The 20,828-nt window shown below is 64.1% G+C and carries 17 protein-coding genes; 8 read left to right on the top strand and 9 right to left on the bottom strand.

The features are described from left to right. Positions 1-100 precede the first annotated feature (100 nt). Positions 101-1,441 (top strand): MATE family efflux transporter, encoded by a 1,341-nt coding sequence (locus LB555_RS15325; RefSeq protein ID WP_224683189.1) that lies wholly within the window; start codon positions 101-103, stop codon positions 1,439-1,441. On the opposite strand, the gene LB555_RS15320 is transcribed toward LB555_RS15325, so the two are convergent. Both LB555_RS15320 and LB555_RS15315 read right to left on the bottom strand, forming a co-directional pair. Further along, positions 1,434-2,513, bottom strand: coding sequence for a quinone-dependent dihydroorotate dehydrogenase (locus LB555_RS15320; RefSeq protein ID WP_015319251.1), 1,080 nt, complete (start codon positions 2,511-2,513; stop codon positions 1,434-1,436). The two genes, LB555_RS15325 and LB555_RS15320, sit on opposite strands and share 8 nt — an antisense overlap. After that, a complete protein-coding gene (locus LB555_RS15315; RefSeq protein ID WP_015319250.1) occupies positions 2,510-2,860 on the bottom strand; it encodes a DUF952 domain-containing protein in 351 nt (116 codons plus the stop codon). The genes LB555_RS15320 and LB555_RS15315 overlap by 4 nt, the downstream gene beginning before the upstream one ends. Positions 2,861-2,967: 107 nt before the next feature. On the opposite strand from LB555_RS15315, the gene LB555_RS15310 reads away from it, so the two are divergent. Together LB555_RS15310 and LB555_RS15305 are read left to right on the top strand one after the other, a co-directional pair. Further along, a complete protein-coding gene (locus LB555_RS15310; RefSeq protein WP_015319249.1) occupies positions 2,968-3,402 on the top strand; it encodes a hypothetical protein in 435 nt (144 codons plus the stop codon). 122 nt (positions 3,403-3,524) lie between these two features. Further along, complete coding sequence (locus tag LB555_RS15305; RefSeq protein ID WP_015319247.1) at positions 3,525-4,184, top strand: response regulator transcription factor; 660 nt, start codon at positions 3,525-3,527, stop codon at positions 4,182-4,184. A gap of 133 nt (positions 4,185-4,317) precedes the next feature. Here LB555_RS15305 and LB555_RS15300 read toward each other — a convergent pair whose 3' ends face one another. Continuing rightward, positions 4,318-7,827 (bottom strand): PAS domain-containing hybrid sensor histidine kinase/response regulator, encoded by a 3,510-nt coding sequence (locus LB555_RS15300; protein WP_015319246.1) that lies wholly within the window; start codon positions 7,825-7,827, stop codon positions 4,318-4,320. A 241-nt stretch (positions 7,828-8,068) separates the two neighbouring features. Between LB555_RS15300 and mscL the strand changes: the two genes are divergently transcribed. Then, positions 8,069-8,491 (top strand): large conductance mechanosensitive channel protein MscL, encoded by a 423-nt coding sequence (gene mscL, locus LB555_RS15295; RefSeq protein WP_015319245.1) that lies wholly within the window; start codon positions 8,069-8,071, stop codon positions 8,489-8,491. 109 nt (positions 8,492-8,600) lie between these two features. Beyond that, positions 8,601-9,767, top strand: coding sequence for a pyridoxal phosphate-dependent aminotransferase (locus tag LB555_RS15290; protein ID WP_141906087.1), 1,167 nt, complete (start codon positions 8,601-8,603; stop codon positions 9,765-9,767). Positions 9,768-9,793: 26 nt separating this feature from the next. Here the strand turns inward: LB555_RS15290 and hemA are convergent, their stop codons facing one another. Continuing rightward, positions 9,794-11,071 (bottom strand): 5-aminolevulinate synthase, encoded by a 1,278-nt coding sequence (hemA, locus tag LB555_RS15285; protein ID WP_140787201.1) that lies wholly within the window; start codon positions 11,069-11,071, stop codon positions 9,794-9,796. A gap of 279 nt (positions 11,072-11,350) precedes the next feature. Here hemA and galE point away from each other — a divergent pair, with 279 nt between their 5' ends. From galE to LB555_RS15270, 3 genes are all read left to right on the top strand, one after another. Further along, positions 11,351-12,346: a UDP-glucose 4-epimerase GalE gene (gene galE, locus LB555_RS15280; RefSeq protein ID WP_224683188.1), complete on the top strand. Its 996-nt coding sequence runs from the start codon at positions 11,351-11,353 to the stop codon at positions 12,344-12,346. Positions 12,347-12,461: 115 nt separating this feature from the next. Next, the gene (locus LB555_RS15275; RefSeq protein ID WP_224683187.1) at positions 12,462-13,712 is read left to right on the top strand and encodes a D-amino acid dehydrogenase; all 1,251 of its coding nucleotides are present in this window, start codon (positions 12,462-12,464) and stop codon (positions 13,710-13,712) included. Between the two features lies 1 nt (position 13,713). Beyond that, entirely contained in the window at positions 13,714-15,540 is a 1,827-nt protein-coding gene (locus LB555_RS15270; protein WP_224683186.1) for an alanine racemase, read from the top strand. On the opposite strand, the gene LB555_RS15265 is transcribed toward LB555_RS15270, so the two are convergent. The 5 genes from LB555_RS15265 to LB555_RS15245 are packed head-to-tail and all read right to left on the bottom strand — an operon-like array spanning position 15,541 to position 20,747. Continuing rightward, positions 15,541-16,917, bottom strand: a complete 1,377-nt coding sequence (locus LB555_RS15265; RefSeq protein ID WP_224683185.1) for an FGGY-family carbohydrate kinase — start codon at positions 16,915-16,917, stop codon at positions 15,541-15,543. It lies immediately after the preceding gene. Continuing rightward, positions 16,914-17,231, bottom strand: a complete 318-nt coding sequence (locus tag LB555_RS15260; RefSeq protein ID WP_224683184.1) for an L-rhamnose mutarotase — start codon at positions 17,229-17,231, stop codon at positions 16,914-16,916. The genes LB555_RS15265 and LB555_RS15260 overlap by 4 nt, the downstream gene beginning before the upstream one ends. Further along, positions 17,231-18,232, bottom strand: a complete 1,002-nt coding sequence (locus LB555_RS15255; RefSeq protein WP_224683183.1) for an ABC transporter permease — start codon at positions 18,230-18,232, stop codon at positions 17,231-17,233. Before LB555_RS15255 ends, LB555_RS15260 begins: the two co-directional genes overlap by 1 nt. Continuing rightward, positions 18,229-19,209 (bottom strand): ABC transporter permease, encoded by a 981-nt coding sequence (locus tag LB555_RS15250; protein WP_224683182.1) that lies wholly within the window; start codon positions 19,207-19,209, stop codon positions 18,229-18,231. Before LB555_RS15250 ends, LB555_RS15255 begins: the two co-directional genes overlap by 4 nt. Then, positions 19,206-20,747 carry a sugar ABC transporter ATP-binding protein gene (locus LB555_RS15245; RefSeq protein ID WP_224683181.1) on the bottom strand — a complete coding sequence of 514 codons (1,542 nt, stop codon included), beginning with the start codon at positions 20,745-20,747 and terminating at the stop codon, positions 19,206-19,208. The genes LB555_RS15250 and LB555_RS15245 overlap by 4 nt, the downstream gene beginning before the upstream one ends. Between the last annotated feature and the right edge of the window lie 81 nt (positions 20,748-20,828).

Raw genomic sequence — 20,828 nt, 5'->3', positions numbered from 1 at the left:
GATTTCGGTTGGCCGCCGCGGAAGGGCGATTGCGCGGTGGCCGGAAAATGGGGCACATCGGTTCCCCGATCAAGCCGCAAATCAGCAAGGCAGCAATCCTTTGGACAAGGGCGCCATCCCAGCCGACATCAAAGTATTTTCCGTCACCAACCGGTCGGTGCTTGCCATCGCCGTGCCGATGACGCTCGCCTATCTCACGACGCCGCTGCTCGGCCTCGTCGACACGGCTGTTGTCGGCCAGTTCGGTGACGCCGCCTTGCTTGGCGGCTTGGCCGCCGGCGCGCTGGCTTTCGACGTCGTCTTCACCACCTTCAATTTTCTGCGTTCGGGCACCACCGGTCTCGTCGCCCAGGCCTTCGGGCGTGGCGACGCGCTGGAGGAACAGGCGGTGTTCTGGCGTGCCGTGCTGATCGCGGTCGTTGCCGGCGTCGTGCTGGCAGCGCTTTCACCACTCATCGCCGTTGGCGGCCAGTGGTTCATGGACGCCGGGCCACGCGTCAGCGACGCGATGGGTGTCTACATCAGGATCAGGCTGCTTGCCGCCCCGTTCTCGCTGATCAACTACGCCATCCTCGGCTACGTACTGGGGCGCGGCGAGGGCGGGCTCGGCTTGATCCTCCAACTGGTGCTGAACGGCACCAATATCGCGCTGTGCTTCCTGCTCGGCCTTGAGCTCGGCTGGGGTGTTTCCGGCGTCGCCTGGGCAACCGTCACCGGCGAATTCCTCGCCATGCTGCTTGGTCTCGCGATCGTGGTTCGCCGGTTCCGATCCACCCCGCCCTTGCCTCGGCAGCGCCTGCTCGATATGGGCGCCTTCCTGCGCATGCTGTCGCTCAACCGCGACATCATGATCCGCTCGTTCTCGCTGCTCGCCGCCTTCGCGCTGTTCACCCGCCAGGGCGCGCAGTTCGGCACGGTGACGCTGGCCGCCAATGCGGTGCTGATGAACTTCTTTCTCGTCGCCGGCTATTTCCTCGACGGGTTCGCCACCGCCGCCGAACAACTCGCCGGCCGCGCCGTCGGCGCGCGCTCCGAACAGCCCTTCCGGCAGGCGGTGCGGCTGACCCTGTTCTGGGGCCTTGGTCTGGCCGGTGCCGCGGCGCTGGTGCTGCTCATGGCCGGCACCAACCTGATTGCCGTCGTAACGACGTCGCAGCAGGTCCGCGCCGTGGCCGACACATACCTGCCTTGGGCCGCGTTCACCGCGCTGAGCGGTGTGCTCGCCTTCCAGATGGATGGTGTTTTCATCGGCGCGACCTGGTCGCGCGACATGCGTAACATGATGCTCTTGTCATTCCTCGCCTTTGCCGCCGCGCTGATCACGCTGGCGCCCACCTTCGGCAATCGCGGCCTGTGGGCGGCGCTGCACGTCTTTCTGCTGGTGCGGGGATTGAGCCTGCTGACAATTCTGCGGCTGCGGATGCAAACCGCGTTCAGCTGAGCGGCTTCGACGCCCATCGGTCGAGATGGCTGTCGCGCAACTCGCGCATCGACTTGAGTTTTTCCGTTTCGGCAAAACGTGCCATCCCGGCGACGATCCGGCCCGGCAGCGCCGGTCCGCCATAGATCATGCCGGTGTAGAGCTGGACGAGATCGGCGCCGGCGCGGATCTTTTCCAGAGCCGTCTCCATTGAGTTGACACCGCCGACACCGATGATGGCCATTTCGGGCCCGAGCAGCTTGCGCATCCTGGCCAGCACGATGGTCGAGCGCTCGAATAGCGGCTTTCCCGAAAGCCCGCCTGTCTCCCGCGCGGCATCGTCGCTGCGCAGCGCCGGGCGGGAAATGGTTGTGTTGGAAACGATGATGCCGTCGATCTGCTTTTCGATGACCTCGGCGGCGATATCCTCCAGTTCGGCCTCGACCAGATCAGGCGCGATCTTGAGGAAGATCGGCGGCTGCGCGGACGCTGCAGTGCGCGCGGCCCTGACCCGGGACAATAATTCGCCGAGCTGCTCGCGCGCCTGCATGGTGCGCAGGCCTGGTGTGTTGGGCGAGGAAATGTTGACGGTGAGATAGCTGGCATAAGGAGCAAAGCGGGAAACGCCGCTCTCATAGTCGCCGACGCGGTCGGTGCTGTCCTTGTTGGCACCAATGTTGACGCCGACGATGCCGCCGCGCCCCAAGCGCGCCACAAGCCTTTTTTCGGCGGCCGCATGGCCCTCATTGTTAAAGCCCAGCCGGTTGATGACAGCTTCATTCGATGTCAGCCGGAAGATGCGCGGCTTCGGGTTGCCGGCCTGCGGCAGCGGCGTCACCGTGCCGACTTCGGCAAAGCCAAAGCCGAGGCCAAGCAGCGCGTCGGGTACTTCGGCGTTCTTGTCGTAGCCAGCCGCCATGCCAAGTGGGTTCGGGAAATCGAGACCGCAAAGGCTGACCTTCAGCCTCGTATCGCGTACCGTCCGCGCGCCGCCCGGCAGGCCGCAGCGCAGTGCCGCGATCGACAAGCCATGCGCGGTTTCCGGATCGAAGGTGAACAGCAGTTTCTGGCCGATCCGGTCGAGCACGCTCATTGCCCCTCCAGGGCCGGGAACTGGTGGGTACCGTCGGCCCCAAGCGGCAGCGGCTTGACCCAGAGCACCGCTTTCAGGTCGAGCACGCCGTAGAGGTGCGGAAACAGCGCGCCGCCGCGCGAGATTTCGTATTTCAGCGCATCACCCAGGCGGTTTCCGTCGACGGCGACCAGCAGAAGGTCGGTCTGGCCCTGGAAATGCTTTGCCGCGGTTTCCCTGGCCTGCGCCGCCGTCGAAAAATGGATGAAGCCGTCGGCGGTGTCGATCGGCGCTCCGGCGAAGCGGCCTTTGGCTTCGGCCTCGCGCCAAGGCGCTTGCGGAGTTATCTTGTAGATAATCTGTGACATGGTTGCGCTATAATCCGAACCAGTCGCGCGGGGAAGGCCAGGCCAAGGGTCTTCCCCATTTCCGGCGCAAACATGCGATATTTGAGGCCTTGGCCATGGAGGACAACATGCGTCTGCAGCACATCTTGATCCCCGCCGCGCTCGTTTCGCTGGTCGCGGCTTCAGCTTATTCGGAAGAAACGGACCGCTACCGGCTGGAAAAATCGGCCACCGGCTATATCCGCATGGATACGCAGACCGGCGCGATGTCGATCTGCGAGGAGCGTTCGGGCCAGCTCGTCTGCAAGATGGCGGCCGACGAACGCGCCGCCTACCAGGACGAGGTCGATCGCTTGCAAGCCTCGATGAAGGCGATGGACGAGCGCGTCACCAAGCTGGAGAATTCGCTCTCCGCCCGTCTCGAATCGAAACTGCCGAGCGAGGAGGATTTCAACACGACGATGAGCTACATGGAGCGCTTCCTGAAGAGCTTCATGGGCATCGTCAAGGATATGGACAAGGACAGCGGCGACGGCGCCCGGCCCAACTCGCAGAAGACCTGATTGCCATAGACGAGGGAAAACGCGGCGCGCTGGCTTTGCCGCTTGAAAACAGTGCGCAGCCCCTCATAATCGTCCAACTGATCCCGCAAAAAGCAGTAAATCGGGGATTCGGGGAGGGACATTTGCCGTCAGGCTATTCTTTCGTGATCGCCGACGATCATCCGCTGTTTCGCGGCGCGCTGCGCGAGGCGCTTGCCGGCATCGGCAATGTCGCCGCCATCCATGAGGCCGGTGATTTCGAAAGCGCCAAGGCGCTGGTCGTGGCTAATGAAGATGTCGATCTGGTGCTGCTCGACCTGTCGATGCCCGGCGCCAGCGGCCTCTCCGGCCTGATCTCGTTGCGCGGTATCCATCCTGCGGTGCCGCTGGTCGTGGTGTCGGCGCATGACGACCCGGCGACCATACGGCGCGCGCTCGATCTCGGCGCCTCCGGTTTCATCTCCAAGTCGGCCAGCATGGAGGAAATCCGCGGCGCCGTGCAGTCGGTGCTTGCCGGCGATATCGCGGCACCTGTCGGCGTCGATCTCGGCGTCGAACGCGATCCCGAAATATCGGACCTGATCAAACGATTGCAGACGTTGACCCCGCAGCAGACCCGCGTGCTCGGCATGCTGGCCGAGGGTCTGCTCAACAAGCAGATCGCTTATGAACTCGGCGTCTCCGAGGCGACGATCAAGGCGCATGTCTCGGCCATATTGCAAAAGCTCGGCGTCGACAGTCGCACCCAGGCGGTGATCCTGCTGTCCAAGATAGGCAGCGACCCGCTGCAGCCGGCGGGCTGAGTGCCGGCTGCTTGGCTCAGTCGGAACTTTTAACTTCGGCTCGCCGCATCGACCTGTTCCGATGCGCTCGCCGACATGTTCTGCGCCTATCTCGAAGCCCTGGAGCACCAGGCCTGATTCAGGCGCTTCGATGTCACTCCGCCGCCCGCACCATCGGCCTGAACCTGGCCATCATCGAACGCAGCACCGCCGGCTTCAACGGCTTGTTGATCATCGGGATGTCGAGGCCTGCCGCGGCTGCTCGTACCTCGTTGGAACGGTCGGCCGTGACCAGCACGGCCGGCAAGTCATCGCCGTGGGTGGCTCGCAGCCTGATAATGATATCGAGACCGGTTTCGCGGTCGAGATGGTAGTCGGCAAGCACGATGTCCGGACGGTCGATCGCGGCCCTCTCCAGATCCTCCGAGCCGGTCACCGTAGCGACATTGCAGCCCCAGCCCTCGAGCAGCAGCCGCATGCCCTCGAGGATACGGATGTCATTGTCGATGCACAGCACATGCAGGCCGGAGAGCGAAGCCGCCGCGCGGGCCGGCGCCCTGGTCTCGACCTCGCGTCGCGGCACCTGCGCGGCCGCCACGGGCAGGATGACGGAAAAGCGCGTGCCCTTGCCCGGGTTGGAGAAGATACGGATCTCAAGCCGCAACACCCTGGCGATACGGTCGACGATGGACAGGCCAAGACCAAGACCTTCTGCTTCGCGTGCGCCTTCGTCCAGTCGGGTAAACTCATGGAAGACAGTGTTCAGCTTGTCACCGGCGATGCCAATGCCGGTGTCGATGATCTGGATCTCCGCCAGTTCGCCGCGCCGCCGCACGCCGACCAGGATGCGGCCCTGGCGGGTGTACTTGATGGCATTGGAAACCAGGTTCTGGATCAGGCGGCGCAACAGGTTGCGGTCCGTCATCACGGTCAGTGAGGATGCAATGATGGTCAGCTCGAGCTTCTTTGCTGCGGCCATCGGTCGAAAATCATTGCCGATCTGGCTGAGCAGGCCGTCGAGGTTGAAGGCGGTATCGTCCGGCTTCATGGCGCCGGCATCGAGGCGCGAAATGTCGAGCACGGCGCCGAGAATGGTCTCGACCGATTCCAGCGAGGATTCGATGTTGATGGCCGCCTTGCCGGCCGGACCCTTGCCGGCCTTCTCGATCAGCGAGGAGCAATAGAGCCGGGCGGCGTTCAAGGGCTGCAGGATGTCGTGACCGGCGGCGGCAAGGAAGCGCGTCTTGCCGAGATTGGCCTCCTCGGCGAGCATCTGGGCCTGCGCCAGTTCCTCGTTGACCCGGGTCAATTCCTCGTTGACCCCAGTCAGTTCGATGGTGCGGGTCTTGACGCGCTGCTCCAGTGATTCATTGGCGCTTTTCAGCGCGAGATCCTGTTCGACGCGGCCGGAAATGTCGGCATAGGTGGCGACGATGCCGCCGTCAGGCATCGGGTTGGAGCGCAGTTCGAGGATGCGGCCGCTGGTCTTCAGCTCCATCTGCCAGGGGCTGACGAAGCTGGTCAGCCGGTTGAGCATCGTCACGCGCTGGTCGGCGGGAATGTCGCCGCGTTCGGCCAGATGGCGAAGGATCTGGTCGAGCGAAACGCCGACCTGGCCCATCTCGTCGGGCAGGTCGAACAGCGCCCGGTATTGGCGGTTCCAGCAGATCAGCCGGAAATCGCGGTCGAAGACGGTAATGCCTTGCTCCATCTGGTCCAGCGCGATCTGCAGCAGGTCGCGGTTGTGCTGCAGCGCTTCCGTGGCGTCGTCGAGCAGGCGGAAGGCGTCGCGGGATTCGCGGTCGTGGCGCCGGAACAGCAGCGACAGGATCAACCGTGCCGAGGAGGAGCCGACGGCGCTGGCCAAAAGCTGCTCGGAAAAGCGGATGACGTCCATGCTGGCCTGCTCGTTGCCATGCAGCGAGGTACCATTGCTCTTCTCGAAGGATTGAAACGACCGCTCGGTTCGTTCGACGCCGAGATAGCGTGCGATCGTATCCTTGAGGTCGTTGACGGTGATGGCGGTGCGGAAGCGGCGCAGGCTCGGCATCGGTCCGGCTTCGCGCGGCACGAAGATCGATGCCTGGATGCGCTCCAGCGGTACCGACGCGCGCGACAGTGACCCGAAGACGAAAAACAGCGCGTTGACCGAAAGGCTCCACAGCACGCCGTGGTTCAGCGGCTCGGCGACGGTGCCGAACAGTGCCTGCGGCCGCAGTGCCTCGAAGCCGAACAGTCCGTGGACGATGATGCCTGTATCGGGCGCGACGAGCGACGGGACCAGCAGCGTATAGCCCCAGACCAGGATGCCGGCGACCATGCCGAGTGCCGCACCCCGGCCATTGGCGCCGCGCCAGATCAGCCCACCAACCAGGGCAGGGGCGAACTGCGCGATCGCGGCGAAGGACATCAGGCCGATCGAGGACAGCCGGGCGCTGTTGGTGCTCTCGCGATAATAGAGAAAGGCGATGAACAAAAGGATGAAGATCGACGCCCGCCGCACATTGAGGATGAGCGTCGACCAATCCTCGTTCTCCGAGGTGGTCGTCCGCAACAGCCGGCGCACGAACAGCGGGATGATCAGGTCGTTGGAGATCATGATCGACAGCGCCACGCTCTCCACGATGACCATGGCGGTTGCCGCCGACAAGCCGCCGATGAAGGCGGCCATGGCCAGGAAATCGTGGCCGCTGAACAGCGGCAGCGACAGCACGTAAAGGTCGCTGCTCGTCCTCGCGCCGACCAGCGTCAGGCCGGCAAAGGCGATCGGCAGCACGAACAGGTTGATCGCCACGAGATACAGCGGGAACACCCAAGTCGCGGTGCGCAGTTCGGCCTCGCTGCGGTTCTCGACGATGGTGACGTAGAACTGCCGCGGCAAAAGGATGATGGCAAAGCCGCTCAGGCACGTCAGCACCAGCCAGGTGGCCAGCGATGTCGAATAGCCCATTGCCTGCCGCACCTGGCCATTCTCGGCCAGCCGGTCGAACATGTCGCCGGGGCCGCCGAAGATCAGGAAGGTGACCATCAGGCCGATGGCCAGGAAGGCGGCGAGCTTGACCACGGTCTCCACCGCCACCGCCAGCACCAGCCCATCCTGGTGTTCGGTGGCATCGGCGTGGCGCGTGCCGAACAGGACCGCGAACAGCGCAAGCAGCATGGCGACGACCAGCGAGATGTCGCTGACGAACGGATCGAAGGACGGCGGCGAGCCCGTATAATGCTCGACCATCAGGCTGACCGAGCCGGAGATCGCCTTCAATTGCAGCGCGATATAGGGCACGGCGCCGATCGTGGCGATCAGCGTGGCGATGGCTGCCACGGTGAAGCTCTTGCCGTAGCGGGCGCCGAGGAAGTCGGCGACCGAAGTGATCTTCTCGGTCTTGGCCAGCCGCACGATGCGGTTGAGCAAGGGAAAGCCGAACACGAACACCAGCACCGGGCCGGTATAGATGCCGAGGAACTCGAGGCCGCGTTCGGAGGAAAGGCCGACCGAGCCGAAGAAGGTCCAGGACGTGCAGTAAATGGCAAGGCTGAGCGCATAGATGAAAGGTCGCGCCCTGCTGGGCCCTGACAAGGCCGAGCGGCGGTCGCCCAGGCTGGCGATGGCGAACAGCAGCGTCACATAGGCGATCGCGATGATGACGATGAACAAGCCCTGCACGCCGGCAAGATCCTCCCTGTGCCGATTTTCACCTGGCCGGGTCAGACGCAATCACAGCTTGGGCGTCAAGTCCATCACGGCTTTGGGCACCTGATTTCAAAGAGGTAACGCAGGGTAAGGCGAAACCGGTTGTTTTCTCCTTTTTGCCCATGTTGCAACTTGAGGTTTTTGTTATGGTGTCGCCGGGGCGGTGCTTCCGGGATGGGACGGCTGCGCGGCCCGCCATGATAAGGAGGGTCGAATGCTGAAAGAATTCCAGGAATTCATTTCCAAGGGCAATGTGATGGACTTGGCCGTCGGCGTCATCATCGGCGCTGCCTTCGGCAAGATCGTCGATTCCCTGGTCAACGACATCATCATGCCGATTGTCGGAGCGATCTTCGGCGGCTTGGACTTCAACAACTACTTCTTTGGGCTTTCCTCGGCCGTCAACGCCACCTCGCTGGCGGAAGCCAAAAAGCAAGGTGCTGTTTTTGCCTATGGCAGCTTCATCACCGTGGTGCTGAATTTCATCATCCTAGCCTTCATCATCTTCCTCATGGTCAAGGCCGTGAACAACATGCGCAGGCGCCTGGAAAGGGAAAAGCCGGCTCCAGCGGCCGCGCCACCGCCGGCCGATGTGCAGCTTTTGACCGAAATCCGCGATCTGCTGGCCAGGCGATAGACGGATAGGGTTCTTCTGGACCAAAACCCCGGTCGTTCGCGGCCGGGGTTTTCTGTTTTCGCATCTGGTAAACAGCACCTGCGAACGCCCCGAGACAATGGACCTGCCCATGACCTTGATCCAGACCCTGCGCCCCGAGGCCCTGGCCGCGCCCGAAAGCGGTATCGTCGCCGTCGTCAACTATGGTAGATTGCGCGAAGGCCTGATCCCGCTTTGGGCCGGCGAGGGCGACCTGCCGACGCCGTCCTTCATCACCGATGCGGCGTCGAAGGCGTTGGCCGGCGGTGAGACGTTCTACACCTGGCAGAGGGGCATTCCCGATCTCAGGCAGGCGCTGGCACGCTACTACGAAAGGCACTTCGCCAAGACCTTCGCCGAGGAGCAATTCATCGTCACCGGCTCCGGCATGCATGCCATCCAGTTGGCGCTCGATGCGCTTGCGGGAGCCGGCGACGAGGTGATCTACCTGTCGCCCGCCTGGCCGAATTTCGACGCCGCCGCCGCTATCGCGGGTGCCGTGCCGGTGCCGGTCACGCTCGACCATTCCGGAAATGGCTGGTCATGCGACGTCGAGAAAATAGCGGCGGCGGTCACACCGCGCACGAAGGCGTTGTTCATCAACACGCCGTCCAATCCGACCGGCTGGACCGCCGATCACGAGACCTTGCGGGCGATCCTCGATCTCGCCCGCGCCAAGGGCCTGTGGATCATCGCCGACGAGATCTATTCGCTGTTCCACTATGGTCACGGCCGCGCGCCGTCCTTCCTCGACATCGCGGAGGCGGAAGACCGCATCCTGTTCGTCAACAGCTTCTCCAAGAACTGGGCGATGACCGGCTGGCGCGTCGGCTGGATCAAGACGCATCCAAGCCTGCAGCAGGTGTTCGAGAACCTGATCCAGTATTCGAACTCGGGCGTGGCCCAGTTCATGCAGCGCGGCGCGGTCGCGGCGCTCGACGAGGGCGATGCCTTCGTCGCCGAACAGGTGGAGCGGGCGAGGCAAGCGCGCGACCTGGTCTGCGGCATTCTGGGCGAAACCGGCAAGGCGCGCTTCACCGTGCCGCAGGGCGCCTTCTACCTGTTCTTCACCGTCGACGGCATCACGGACTCGCGGGCAGCCGCTTTCGAAATCGTCGACAAGGCCAATGTCGGCCTGGCGCCCGGCACCGCCTTCGGGCCCGGTGGCGAAGCGTTCCTGCGGCTGTGCTTCCACCGCCGGCTCGACCAGCTCGAGGATGCGGCAAACCGGCTGGCAAGGTGGATGAAGACTGTCTGAGCGGTGGCGGCTTCCGCCACCTGACTTCAGCCGCCCGACTTGGGCACCAGCAGTGGAATGATGCGGTCGCTCTTGGTCACTGAGGGCCGTCCCGCCGAACCGTAGGGGATGCCGAGCGCGTCCCAGGTTTCGACCAGCGCGTCCTGCAGTTCGGCGATCAGCGCATCGGAATGGAACGGCGTCGGCGTGATGCGCAACCGTTCGGTACCGCGTGGCACCGTCGGGTAGTTGATCGGCTGGATGTAGATGCCGTGGACGCCGAGCAGGCGGTCGCTCGCCATCTTGCAGAGTTCAGGATCGCCAACCAGTACCGGCACGATATGTGTCGGCGATTCCATCACCGGCAGACCGGCCGCCGACAGGATCTGCTTGGTTCGGCTCGCCTGCTGCTGCTGGGCGTCGCGCTCGGCCTGCGAGCGCTTCAGGTGACGGATCGAGGTGGTGGCGGCCGCGGCGATCGCCGGCGGCAGCGCGGTGGTGAAGATGAAGCCCGGCGCGTAGGAGCGCACCGCGTCGATGACGGCGCTGGTGCCGGTAATGTAGCCGCCCAGCGTGCCGAACGCCTTGGCCAGCGTGCCTTCGATGATATCGATGCGGTCGGCCAGGCCTTCGCGCTCGGTGATGCCGCCGCCGCGCGGTCCGTACATGCCGACGGCGTGGACCTCGTCGATATAGGTCATGGCGTTGTAGCGTTCGGCGAGTTCGACGATCTCCTTGATCGGCGCGATGTCGCCATCCATCGAATAGACGCTTTCGAAGACGATCAGCTTGGCGCGTTCGCGCCCCGCGGTCTGCAGCAGGCTTTCCAGATGCGCGACGTCATTGTGGCGGAAGATCTTTTTCTCGGCGCCCGAGCGCCGCACGCCTTCGATCATCGAGGCATGGTTCAGCTCGTCCGAGATGATCAGGCAATTGGGCAAAAGCCGCGCTATTGTCGAGATCGAGGCCTCGTTGGAGACGAAGCCGGAGGTGAAGACCAAGGCGGCTTCCTTGCCGTGCAGGTCGGCCAGCTCATGCTCGAGCTCGACCAGCGGGTTGGACGTGCCGGAAATGTTGCGGGTGCCGCCGGCGCCCGATCCCATCTTGCCGGCCGCGTTCTGGAATGCGGCGATCACGTCAGGATGCTGGCCCATGCCGAGATAGTCGTTGGAACACCAGACGGTGATTTCCTCGGCGCGGCCGTTGGAACGCCAGACGGCGCGCGGAAACTTGCCCGCGATACGCTCCAGGTCGGCGAAGACGCGGTAGCGACGCTCGGCATGGAGCTGATCGATCGCTTCCTCGAAAAACCGCTGATAGTTCATGTCGACTTCCCAATTTTGCGCGGCATCATAATCATTGGCCTTTTGGCCGTCCACCGGGCCATTTTGGTCAAAATGCCACGCCCCGCACCTGTTCCTAACGTTGGCGGATCGTGGCCTATTCCGCTTCACGACACGCTCAGTGGATCACTTTTGTTTCCGCATGATGCCACATCAAGTGAACGCCGGTTACCTCTCGTTCTAATGGTCATGCGCGGGGCTTTCCAGTAAGGCGGTTGTTGAGACAGTTTCCGATAAATCTTGGGTAAGCGAGGACTTGGGATGACGGTTTTGGTGACAGGCGGCGCCGGCTATATCGGCAGCCATATGGTCTGGGAATTGCTGGATGCAGGCGAAAGCGTGGTCGTTCTCGACCGCCTTTCCACCGGCTTCGAATGGGCAGTGGCGCCGGAGGCAAAGCTGATTGTCGGCGATGTCTCCGACAAGGAATTGGTCGGCGGGATCATCCGGGACAATCATGTCGACGCCATCATCCATTTCGCCGGCTCCATCGTGGTGCCGGAATCGGTAGCCGATCCGCTCGCCTACTACGAGAACAACACCTCGAAGACCCGCACGCTGATCGAAACAGCGGTCCGCGAAGGCGTGCCGAATTTCATCTTCTCCTCGACAGCCGCCGTCTATGGCGGCGCCGGGCTGGAGCCGGTGCGCGAGGATGCCCGCCTGGCGCCGGAATCGCCCTATGGCCTGTCCAAGCTGATGAGCGAGTGGATGCTGCGCGACGCCGGCCTTGCGCACGACATCCGCTACACGGCGCTGCGCTATTTCAACGTCGCCGGCGCCGACCCGAAGGGCCGCACCGGCCAGTCCACTCCGGGCGCCACCCATCTGATCAAGGTCGCCTGCGAGACCGCGCTCGGCAAGCGACCCTTCATGCAGGTCTTCGGTACCGACTATCCGACGCCGGACGGCACCTGCATGCGCGACTATATCCACGTCAGCGATCTGGCCGCCGCGCATCGCCTGGCTTTGCAGCGGCTGCGCGCCGGAGGCGCCAGCCTCGTCGCCAATTGCGGCTACAGCCATGGCTATTCGGTGCTCGAGGTGATCGAAAGCGTGCGGCGCGCCTTCGGCCATGATTTCGAAGTCAGGATGGGCGACCGGCGTCCCGGGGATGCCGCGGCGGTGGTTGCGAATTCCGATCTCGCCCGGTCCGAACTGGGCTGGACCCCGCGGCGCGACGATCTCGACCAGATCGTCAACGACGCGCTGGCCTGGGAACGCATCCTGACCAGCAAGAACTCCGCGCGGGGCTGAGCGCGCTTTCCCCAGGGGCTCACAAGCCCAGGGCTCGCAAGGCGCGCGGCGACGCGCTATGCAAGTATCCGCGACACGTGTGGAGGCGGTGCCGCGAAGAGCTTTGGGGGATGGTATGAAGATAACGGTGCTTGGAGCCGGCGTCGTCGGTACGGCGGCAGCCTACTATCTGGCCGCCGACGGTCACGAGGTCACCGTGATCGAGCGTCATGCGGCGCCGGCGCGAGGCACCAGCCAGTCGAATGCCGGGCTGGTGTCTCCAGGTGACGCCACCGCCTGGGCCTCGCCGGCGGCACTCAAGACGTTCCTGCGCGGGCTCTACAATCATGATCTCGGCATCAAGGTGCGGCTGCGCTTCGATCCCTATTTCCTCGCCTGGAGCCTGCGCTTCCTTCGCCAGTGCACGGTGGCCCGCCTGCGGGCCAACAGCCAGGTCAAGCTGCGGCTGGCGCTCTATTCGCGCGACTGCATCAACGCCATATCCGCCGACACCGGCATCCACTACGACGAGCGCAAGAAGGGCATCCTCTACTTCTTCCGTTCGCAGCACAGTCTCGACACCGGCACCGACAATTACCGCTATCTGGCCGAGCATGGCCTGCCGATCGAGATCGTCGGCCGCGACCGGCTGGTCGACCTTGAACCAGGTCTTGCCGGGGTGAAGCAAAAGATCGCCGGCGGCGTCTACTCGCCGATCGACCAGACCGGTGATTCCCGGCAGTTCGTGGAAAACCTCGCTGCCTATGCCGCCGAAAAGCTCGGCGTGAGATTCCTTTATGGGACGACGGTCGAGCGCCTCGATATCGAGGGCGACCGGGTGCGCGCCGTGATGACCTCGGCCGGACCGATCGCCGGCGATGCGGTGGTCATATCGATGGGGCCGGAGAGCGGCCTGCTCGGCCGGCGCTACGGCATCGACCTGCCGGTCTATCCGGTGAAGGGCTATACCGCGACGATTCCGCTGGAGGATGAGAGCAAAGGCCCGACCATGGGCGGCGCCGACGAGGATCAGCTGATGGCCTATTCGCGCCTCGGCAATCGATTGCGGTTGGCTTCGACCGCCGAATTCACCGGCTTCGACCGCACCCACAAACCCAGCGACTTCGCCACCATGTTCAGAACCGGCAAGGACCTGTTCCCCGGTGCTTTCGACGAGAGGAAGGCCGAGCTATGGGCGGGCTTGCGGCCGATGATGCCGAACTCGGTGCCGGTCATCGGCCAGGCGAAATACCGCAACCTTTATCTCGACACCGGCCACGGCCATGTCGGCTGGACCATGGCGTGCGGCTCGGGAAAATTTCTCGCCGACCTCATTGCCGGCCGCAAGCCGGAGATCGACCCCCAAGGCCTGGTCTACAGGGGATAGGATGTCGGGACCGCAAGTCGCCATCGACCTTGGCCGCATCGAGCGCAACGCCCGCACCGTCGTGGACCGCTGCGCGCTTTCGGGCATCAAGGTTTTCGGCGTCACCAAGGGCACTTGCGGCATGCCGCAAGTGGCGCGCGCCATGCTGCGCGGCGGCGTCTCCGGGATCGCCGAGTCGCGTTTCGAAAACATCCGCCGGCTGCGCGACAGCGGTATCAGCGCGCCGATCATGCTGTTGCGCAGCCCGCCGATGGCGCGCGTCGAGGAGGTGGTGCGCACCGTCGACGTCAGCCTGCAGTCGGAGCTGACGATCATCCGCGAGATCTCGCGCATCGCCGAGCGTATGGGCCGCGTCCACGACATCATGCTGATGATCGATCTCGGCGACCTCCGCGAAGGCATCTGGCCGAACGACCTCATCCCCACCGTCGAGCGGATTCTCGACATGAAGGGCGTGCGCATCGCCGGCATCGGCACCAATCTCGGTTGCTTCGGCGCCATCATGCCGACGGAGGAAAATCTCGGCCAGCTCGTCGCTCATGCCTACAAGACCGAACGCCTGTCCGGGAAAAGCCTGGACTTCATCTCCGGCGGCGCGTCGTCATCCCTGCCGCTGCTGCTTGAAGGCAAATTGCCGGCCGGCATCAACAATTTGCGCGTCGGCGAGGCGATCCTGCAGGGCGGTGTCGAGACCTTCCGCGATGTGCCATGGGCGGAACTCGAACCCGATGCCTGCCGGCTGACCAGCGACGTCATCGAGGTCAAGCTCAAGCCGTCGCGGCCGATCGGCACCTCCGGCTACGACGCCTTCGGCAACCAGCCGGTCTTCCCCGACGAAGGCGACAGGTTGCGTGCCATCGCCAATATCGGCCGCGAGGATGTGCTGGTCGAAGGGCTGATCCCGATCGCCAAGGGGATAAGGGTGCTCGGCGCCTCCAGTGACCATCTGCTGCTCGATGTGCAGGATGCCGACCCGCCGCTCGCCGTTGGTGACCGCGTCGCCTTCCGCATGAGCTACGGCGCCATGCTTCTGGCCATGACCTCGGAATATGTCGAAAAAGCACCGATGCACGATGTCGCGGATTTCTCCGGCCGCAAGATGGTGTCGATCTCGGCCGAAGCGGAAGCGGCTCGCATCCTCGCGCGCGAAGCAACCAGCGCCCGGCTGGAGTCGATGAATTTCGACGTCGTCGAACTGGCCGATATCGATCGGCCGCCCTCGGGTCTGATCCGGTTCGCCGCCGGCGCCGATCGTCGCATCGCGCACAAGGCGCTGACCGCAACGGCCCGCGCGACCCACTCCTTCGGCCTGATCTGGATCGATTCCATCGCCGCGCTGATGCCGGAGGACGAAGATGGCATCGACCTGCCGGAGGCGTCGGTACTGGCGCGCTCGCTTGGCCTCGACCACAAGGCCGGCGCGCTGCAGCCGCAGCTGTCGCCGGAAAACGTCGTCATCATCGGACTGCGCCAAGCCGATCCGGCGGAAGTGCGGGTCCTGAAGGATTCGCGCGTCTCGGCCTTCACGATGACCGATATCGACGCGATGGGCATGCGCGACCTGATGCACGAGGCAATCCGCATCGCCACCTCGGGCACGCAAGGGTTTCATGTCAGCTATTCGCCCACGGCGACCGAATTCGCCGGCTGGGCGGCTGGCTCCGGCGGCCTCACCGTGCGCGAGACGCATCAGGCGATGGAGGCGATCGCGCTTTCCGGCGGGCTGCTTTCGATGGATGTCTCCGGCCTGGGTGCCGATCTGGAGCCCAGGATCGGTAGCGACGCGGTCAACTTCGTCATGTCGGCCTTCGGCAAGCGGATTCTCTGATCAGCCAATAGCCTCGACGGCCGCCCGCCATGCGCTGATATACTCCGCCCAGGCCGGATCGGCCGGCGGCTCCAGTGTTTGACCTTTGCCATGCGCCGCGCGCTGGTCCGATGCAAGCAGGGCGGCCCCGATGCTGGTGCCGGTAGCGGCTTCCGATGCGATGACGGCGCGGCCAGTGCTCGCGGCGAGCATCCGCGTGAACAATTGATTGCGCGCGAAAGGCCCCTCGACGGTCGTCGGGCCATCGCCGCCGACGAGGTCGAGGCAGGTCGCCGTCATCAGCGCCAGGTAGAAGGAGATGGCGGCAAAGCGTTGGCCGGGAGGGATCGCCTCGCCCTTGCGCCAGGCGGCGGTGTGATGCGGAAACGGCCCCGAGCCTTGCTGGATCGAAGGCAAAAGCAATGTCTTGCGCGCCAGCACCGCGGTGACATCGCTGTCGCTCCAGCTCTGCGCCGAGCCCTCGGTCAGCAGCGAGAATTCGCGGCCGCCCATGAACCGCGCCGAGGGCACGGGGTTGCCGAGCGCATTGACATTGACCAGCGTATCCCTTGCCGGATCGAGCGCTACCGTCTTGCCGCCGACCGCCATCGACACCACCCAGGTGCCGGTCGAGACCACGCAGAAGGGCGGCGCATCTGACAGGAGATGCGGCAGCAGCGAGGCGTTGGAATCGTGTAGGCCGCAAAAGACCGGGGTTTGTGGATCGAGCCCGGTCCGCTCCGCAAGCGCGGGCAGGATCGAGCCAAGCCGGTCCCTGGCCGGCCGTACGGGAGCCATCAGCTCGCGCCAGCCCAGGCGATCGACCAGCGCCGAAAAATCCCCCGCCCAGGGGTTCCACAAATCGGTGTGGCAGCCGAGCGAGGTGACCTCGTTGACGGCGACGCCGGTCAGGCGCAGCGCCCAGTATTGCGGGTACATCAGCATCGCGGCGGCCCTGGCGAACTCCGTCGGGAAACTTTGCTGCTGCCAGAAGAATTGCGCGCCGAGATTGAGGCCGAGCGGCAGGCGCGGCGTGCCGGTCTCGGAGAAGGGCGGGCGGATCGCGTCATAGTCGGACGCCAGCTCATCGGGCCCATCGTATTCATAATCGAGCACAGGCAGCACCAGCTCGCCCGTGGCATCGACCAGCACGCCGGTCGCGCCATGCGTGGTGATCGAAACTGCGTCGATGCGCTGTTCGCGATTGAGGTCGGCAAGGCTGTCGAGGATGAACGCCCATAGCGCTCCGACATCATGATGCGGGTAGGGCGCTTGTCGCACCGGCGCGTTCGCCATCCGGCGCAGCGTCACCTCGCTCAATGTGGCGAGATCGACCAGCGCCACCTTGGCGTTGGTCTTGCCGATGTCGATGACGGCGATATGGCGGACCGCGCTCATTCCATATGGAACATCATTTCCAGCGGCACCGCCACCGGCTCGTTATCCGGTTTCGTCTCCATGATGTCGGCCATTTCAGCCCACCAGCGCTGCATCACCGGATGCTTCGGCAGATCGTCCATACCGTGGCCATTGCGCCGCCACAGCACACCGAACAGGATGTTCGTTTCCTCGTCCAGATGGATGGAGTAGTCGGAGACGCCGGCCTGCTTCAGCAATGCGACCAGCGACGGCCAGATTTCATCGTGGCGCTTTTTGTACCCGGCCTTCATGCCGGGTTTAAGCATCATTTTGAATGCGTATTTCTCGGGCATCAGGCCAGGCGTCCCCCGCGCAGCCGCCGCCAGACGATCGGCAGCGCAATGACGATGATCAACAGCAGGCCGATGAAGATCGACATGACGATGCCGGGCACGTTGAGCAGGCCGAGCCCGAAGGTCACCAGCCCCATGATCAGGGCGGCAAGCACCACGCCGACGATGCTGCCGGCGCCGCCGAGGATGCTGACGCCGCCGAGCACCACCATGGTGATGACCTCCAGCTCATAGCCCTGCGCGATCGACGGACGCGTCGAGCCGAGCCGAGCCGTGATCAGCACCGAGGCGATGCCCGACATCAGGCCGGTCAGGCAAAACAGGATGAATTTTATACGGCCGACGCGCACGCCGGAAAACTGCGCCGCGACCGGATTGTTGCCGATCGCGAAGACCCGGCGGCCGAAGCTAGTCCGGTGCAGCAGGAACCAGTAGATGACGGCCGCGATGAGGAAGAGCACCAGTTCGAACGACACCACCCACCAGACATAACCCTGGCCGAAGAAGGCGAAGCTTTCGGGATAGCCCTTGTAGGCCTGGTCGCCGAGAGTGATGAAGGCGATGCCGCGAAACAGGCTCATCGTGCCGATGGTGACGACGATGGAAGGCAAGCCGAGGCGCGTGACCAGCAGTCCGTTGAAGGCGCCGCAGCCGAGCCCGACGACGATGCCGATCAGGACAAGCACTGGCGTGCCGGCGCCGGCCTGCACCGCCATGCCCATCATGGTCGAGGCGAGCGCGATGATGGCGGCCACCGACAGGTCGATCTCGCCCGAAATGATCAGCAGCGCCATGGCGAACGCGATCAGGCCCTTCTCGGTGAAATTGAAGGTGAGATCGGACAGCGAATACGGATCGAGGAAATAGGGTGAGGCGAAACTGTTGATGGCAAAGATGGCGATGGCCACCACGACCAGCAGCGCTTCCCAGGAAAAGATCGCCGAAGAGAGCGGCTTGTCGAGCCGGTCGGGAATGTGGCGCGGGGCGGGGACGTCGGTCATGTCACCGCTTCCACTTTCTTGAGGATGATGCGGCCTTGCTGGCGTTCGCCGCGCGCGTTGAGCACGACCGCCAGGATGATGGCGCTGCCCGAAATCGCCATCTGCCAGAAGGGCGAGATGTTGATGACCGGCAAAGCGTTGGAGATGATGCCGAGGAACAGCGCGCCGAGCACGGCGCCGCCGACCGAGCCGATGCCGCCGGCGATCGATATGCCCCCGATGACGCAGGCGGCGATGATGTTCAACTCATAGCCATTGGCGACCTCGACCGAGGCGATCACATAGCGCGAGATCCAGAGATAACCGCAGAGGCCACCGATCATGCCGGAGATGCAGAAGACGATGAATTTGGTCCGCCCGACATCGATGCCGGTATAGACGGACGCCGTCGGATTGACGCCGATGGCATAGATCGAGCGGCCGAGCGCGGTGCGCGTCATCAGCACGAAGAACAGCGCGATCACCAGGATAGCGATCCAGGACAGAACCGGAATGCCGAGGAAAGCAGCGCGCTGGAAGCCGATGAACTCCGGGCTCATCCTGTCGGCATTGACCCAGGCGCCGCCGGACAGGACGAAAGTGGCGCCGCGATAGATGGTGAGCGTGCCCAGCGTCACCACGATCGAGGGGATGTTCAGACGCCACACCAAAAGGCCGTTGATGGCGCCGAGCGCCAGCCCGACTGCAAGCGCGATGACGATCAGCAGCGGGATCGGGATCGCCGGGTGCGCGGCGTTCAGCATCGCCACCGCCATGCCGGTGAAGCAGAGGTTCGACGCCATCGACAGGTCGATCGAGCGCGTCAGGATGACGACCATCTGGCCGAGCGCCAGGATCATCAGGATCGAGGTGTCGTTGAACACCTGGCGCAGATTGCCGGGGTCGGCAAAGGCGGGGAAGCGCGTCGAGATCAGCCCGATCAAAACGACGATGGCCGCGAGCAGCCAGATTTCGCGGTATTTGAGGAAAGCTTTCATGCCGCGATCCCTGCTGCTGTCCTGACCAGCGTCTCGGCATCCAGTCCCTTGTTGTCGTAGACCGCCGCGACAAGGCCCTCGCGCATGACGACGACGCGATCGGACATGCCGAGAATTTCAGGCAGTTCGGACGACACCATGATTACCGACAAGCCCTGCGCCACCAGTTCGGCCATGAAGCCGTGCACGGCGGCCTTGGAGCCGATATCGATGCCCTTGGTCGGCTCGTCCAGGATGATCACCTTGGGCGCGGTCGCCAGCCATTTGGCGATGACCACCTTCTGCTGGTTGCCGCCCGATAGCGTGCCGACATCCTGGCTGAGCGAGGAGGCCCTGAGGTCGAGCCGTTCCGTGTAGGAACGGGCCAGCGAAAACTCCTCCGCCAGCCGCAGCATGCCTGATTTGGAGGTGCGGGCGAGCGATGGCAGCGAAACATTCTGGAAGATCGGCAGGCCGATAACCACGCCCTGCTTGCCGCGTTCTTCCGGGACGTAGACGATGCCGGCCTCGATCGAATCCGCGGCCGATTTCGGCGCGATCGCCTTGCCATCCAGCGTGATCGTGCCGGCGCTTATGCGGGTAATGCCTGAAATCGCCTGCATCACCTCGCTGCGCCCGGCGCCGACCAGGCCATAGAAGCCAAGAATCTCGCCCTTGTGCAGTTCGAAGCCGATATCCCTGAACTCGGTCGGATGCGACAGGCCGGAAACGGAAAGCACCGGCGCGCCGATCTCGGCCTTGCGCTGCGGAAAGATGTGGTCGACCGAACGGCCGACCATCATGCGCACGATCTGGCTCTGGCCGGCATCCCTGATCAGGCCTTCGCCGACCATCTCGCCGTCGCGGAACACCGTGTAGCGGTCGGCAATGCGATAGATCTCGTCGAACTTGTGGCTGATGAACAGGATCGCCTTGCCCTGCTCCTTGAGGAATTCGATCAAAAGGAAAAGCTCCTCGATCTCCTTCATCGAAAGGGCTGCGGTCGGCTCGTCCATGATGACGATCCGGGAGTCGATCGACATGGCGCGCGCGACGGCGACGAGATGCTTGTTGGCGATGCCGAGATCCCTGAGCCGCGCATCGGCATCGATATGGCCGGCATGCATGGTGTCGAGCACTTCGCGCGCATTCTTGCGCATCGTGCGCCAGTCGATGGTGCCGAAGCGCGTGCGCGGCGCATGGCCGAGGAAGATGTTTTCGGCGACGCTGAGATCGTCGAACAGCACGGTTTCCTGATGGATGGCGGTGACGCCGTGGCCGAAGGCGACGTGCGCGCTGGGCAGCGCGACGGCCTGGCCGTCGATGCTGATCGTGCCCGCATCGGGCTGGTAGATGCCGGTCATGATCTTGACCAGCGTCGACTTGCCGGCGCCATTCTCGCCGATCAGCGCGGTCACCTGGCCGGGATAGAGCGACAGGCTGACATTGTGCAGGGCACGGACACCGGGGAAGCTCTTGGAGATGCCGGACAGTGCCAGGCGCGGAGCGGAGGCCGGAAGCCGCTCGTCAGTCTCGCTGTGTCGGGCCGTCGTGTCCATATCCGTATCAAGCCCTGAAACTAGGTCCGTTTGAAGTCGCGGCGGGGTGTGAGGACCCCCGCGCCGGCGCCAGCTTGAAAG

It is taken from the genome of Mesorhizobium sp. BR-1-1-10, assembly GCF_020165595.1.
GTDB lineage: Bacteria > Pseudomonadota > Alphaproteobacteria > Rhizobiales > Rhizobiaceae > Mesorhizobium > Mesorhizobium australicum.
Note: the sequence above shows the minus strand (reverse complement) of the source record. Positions and strands in the feature narration are given on the sequence as shown.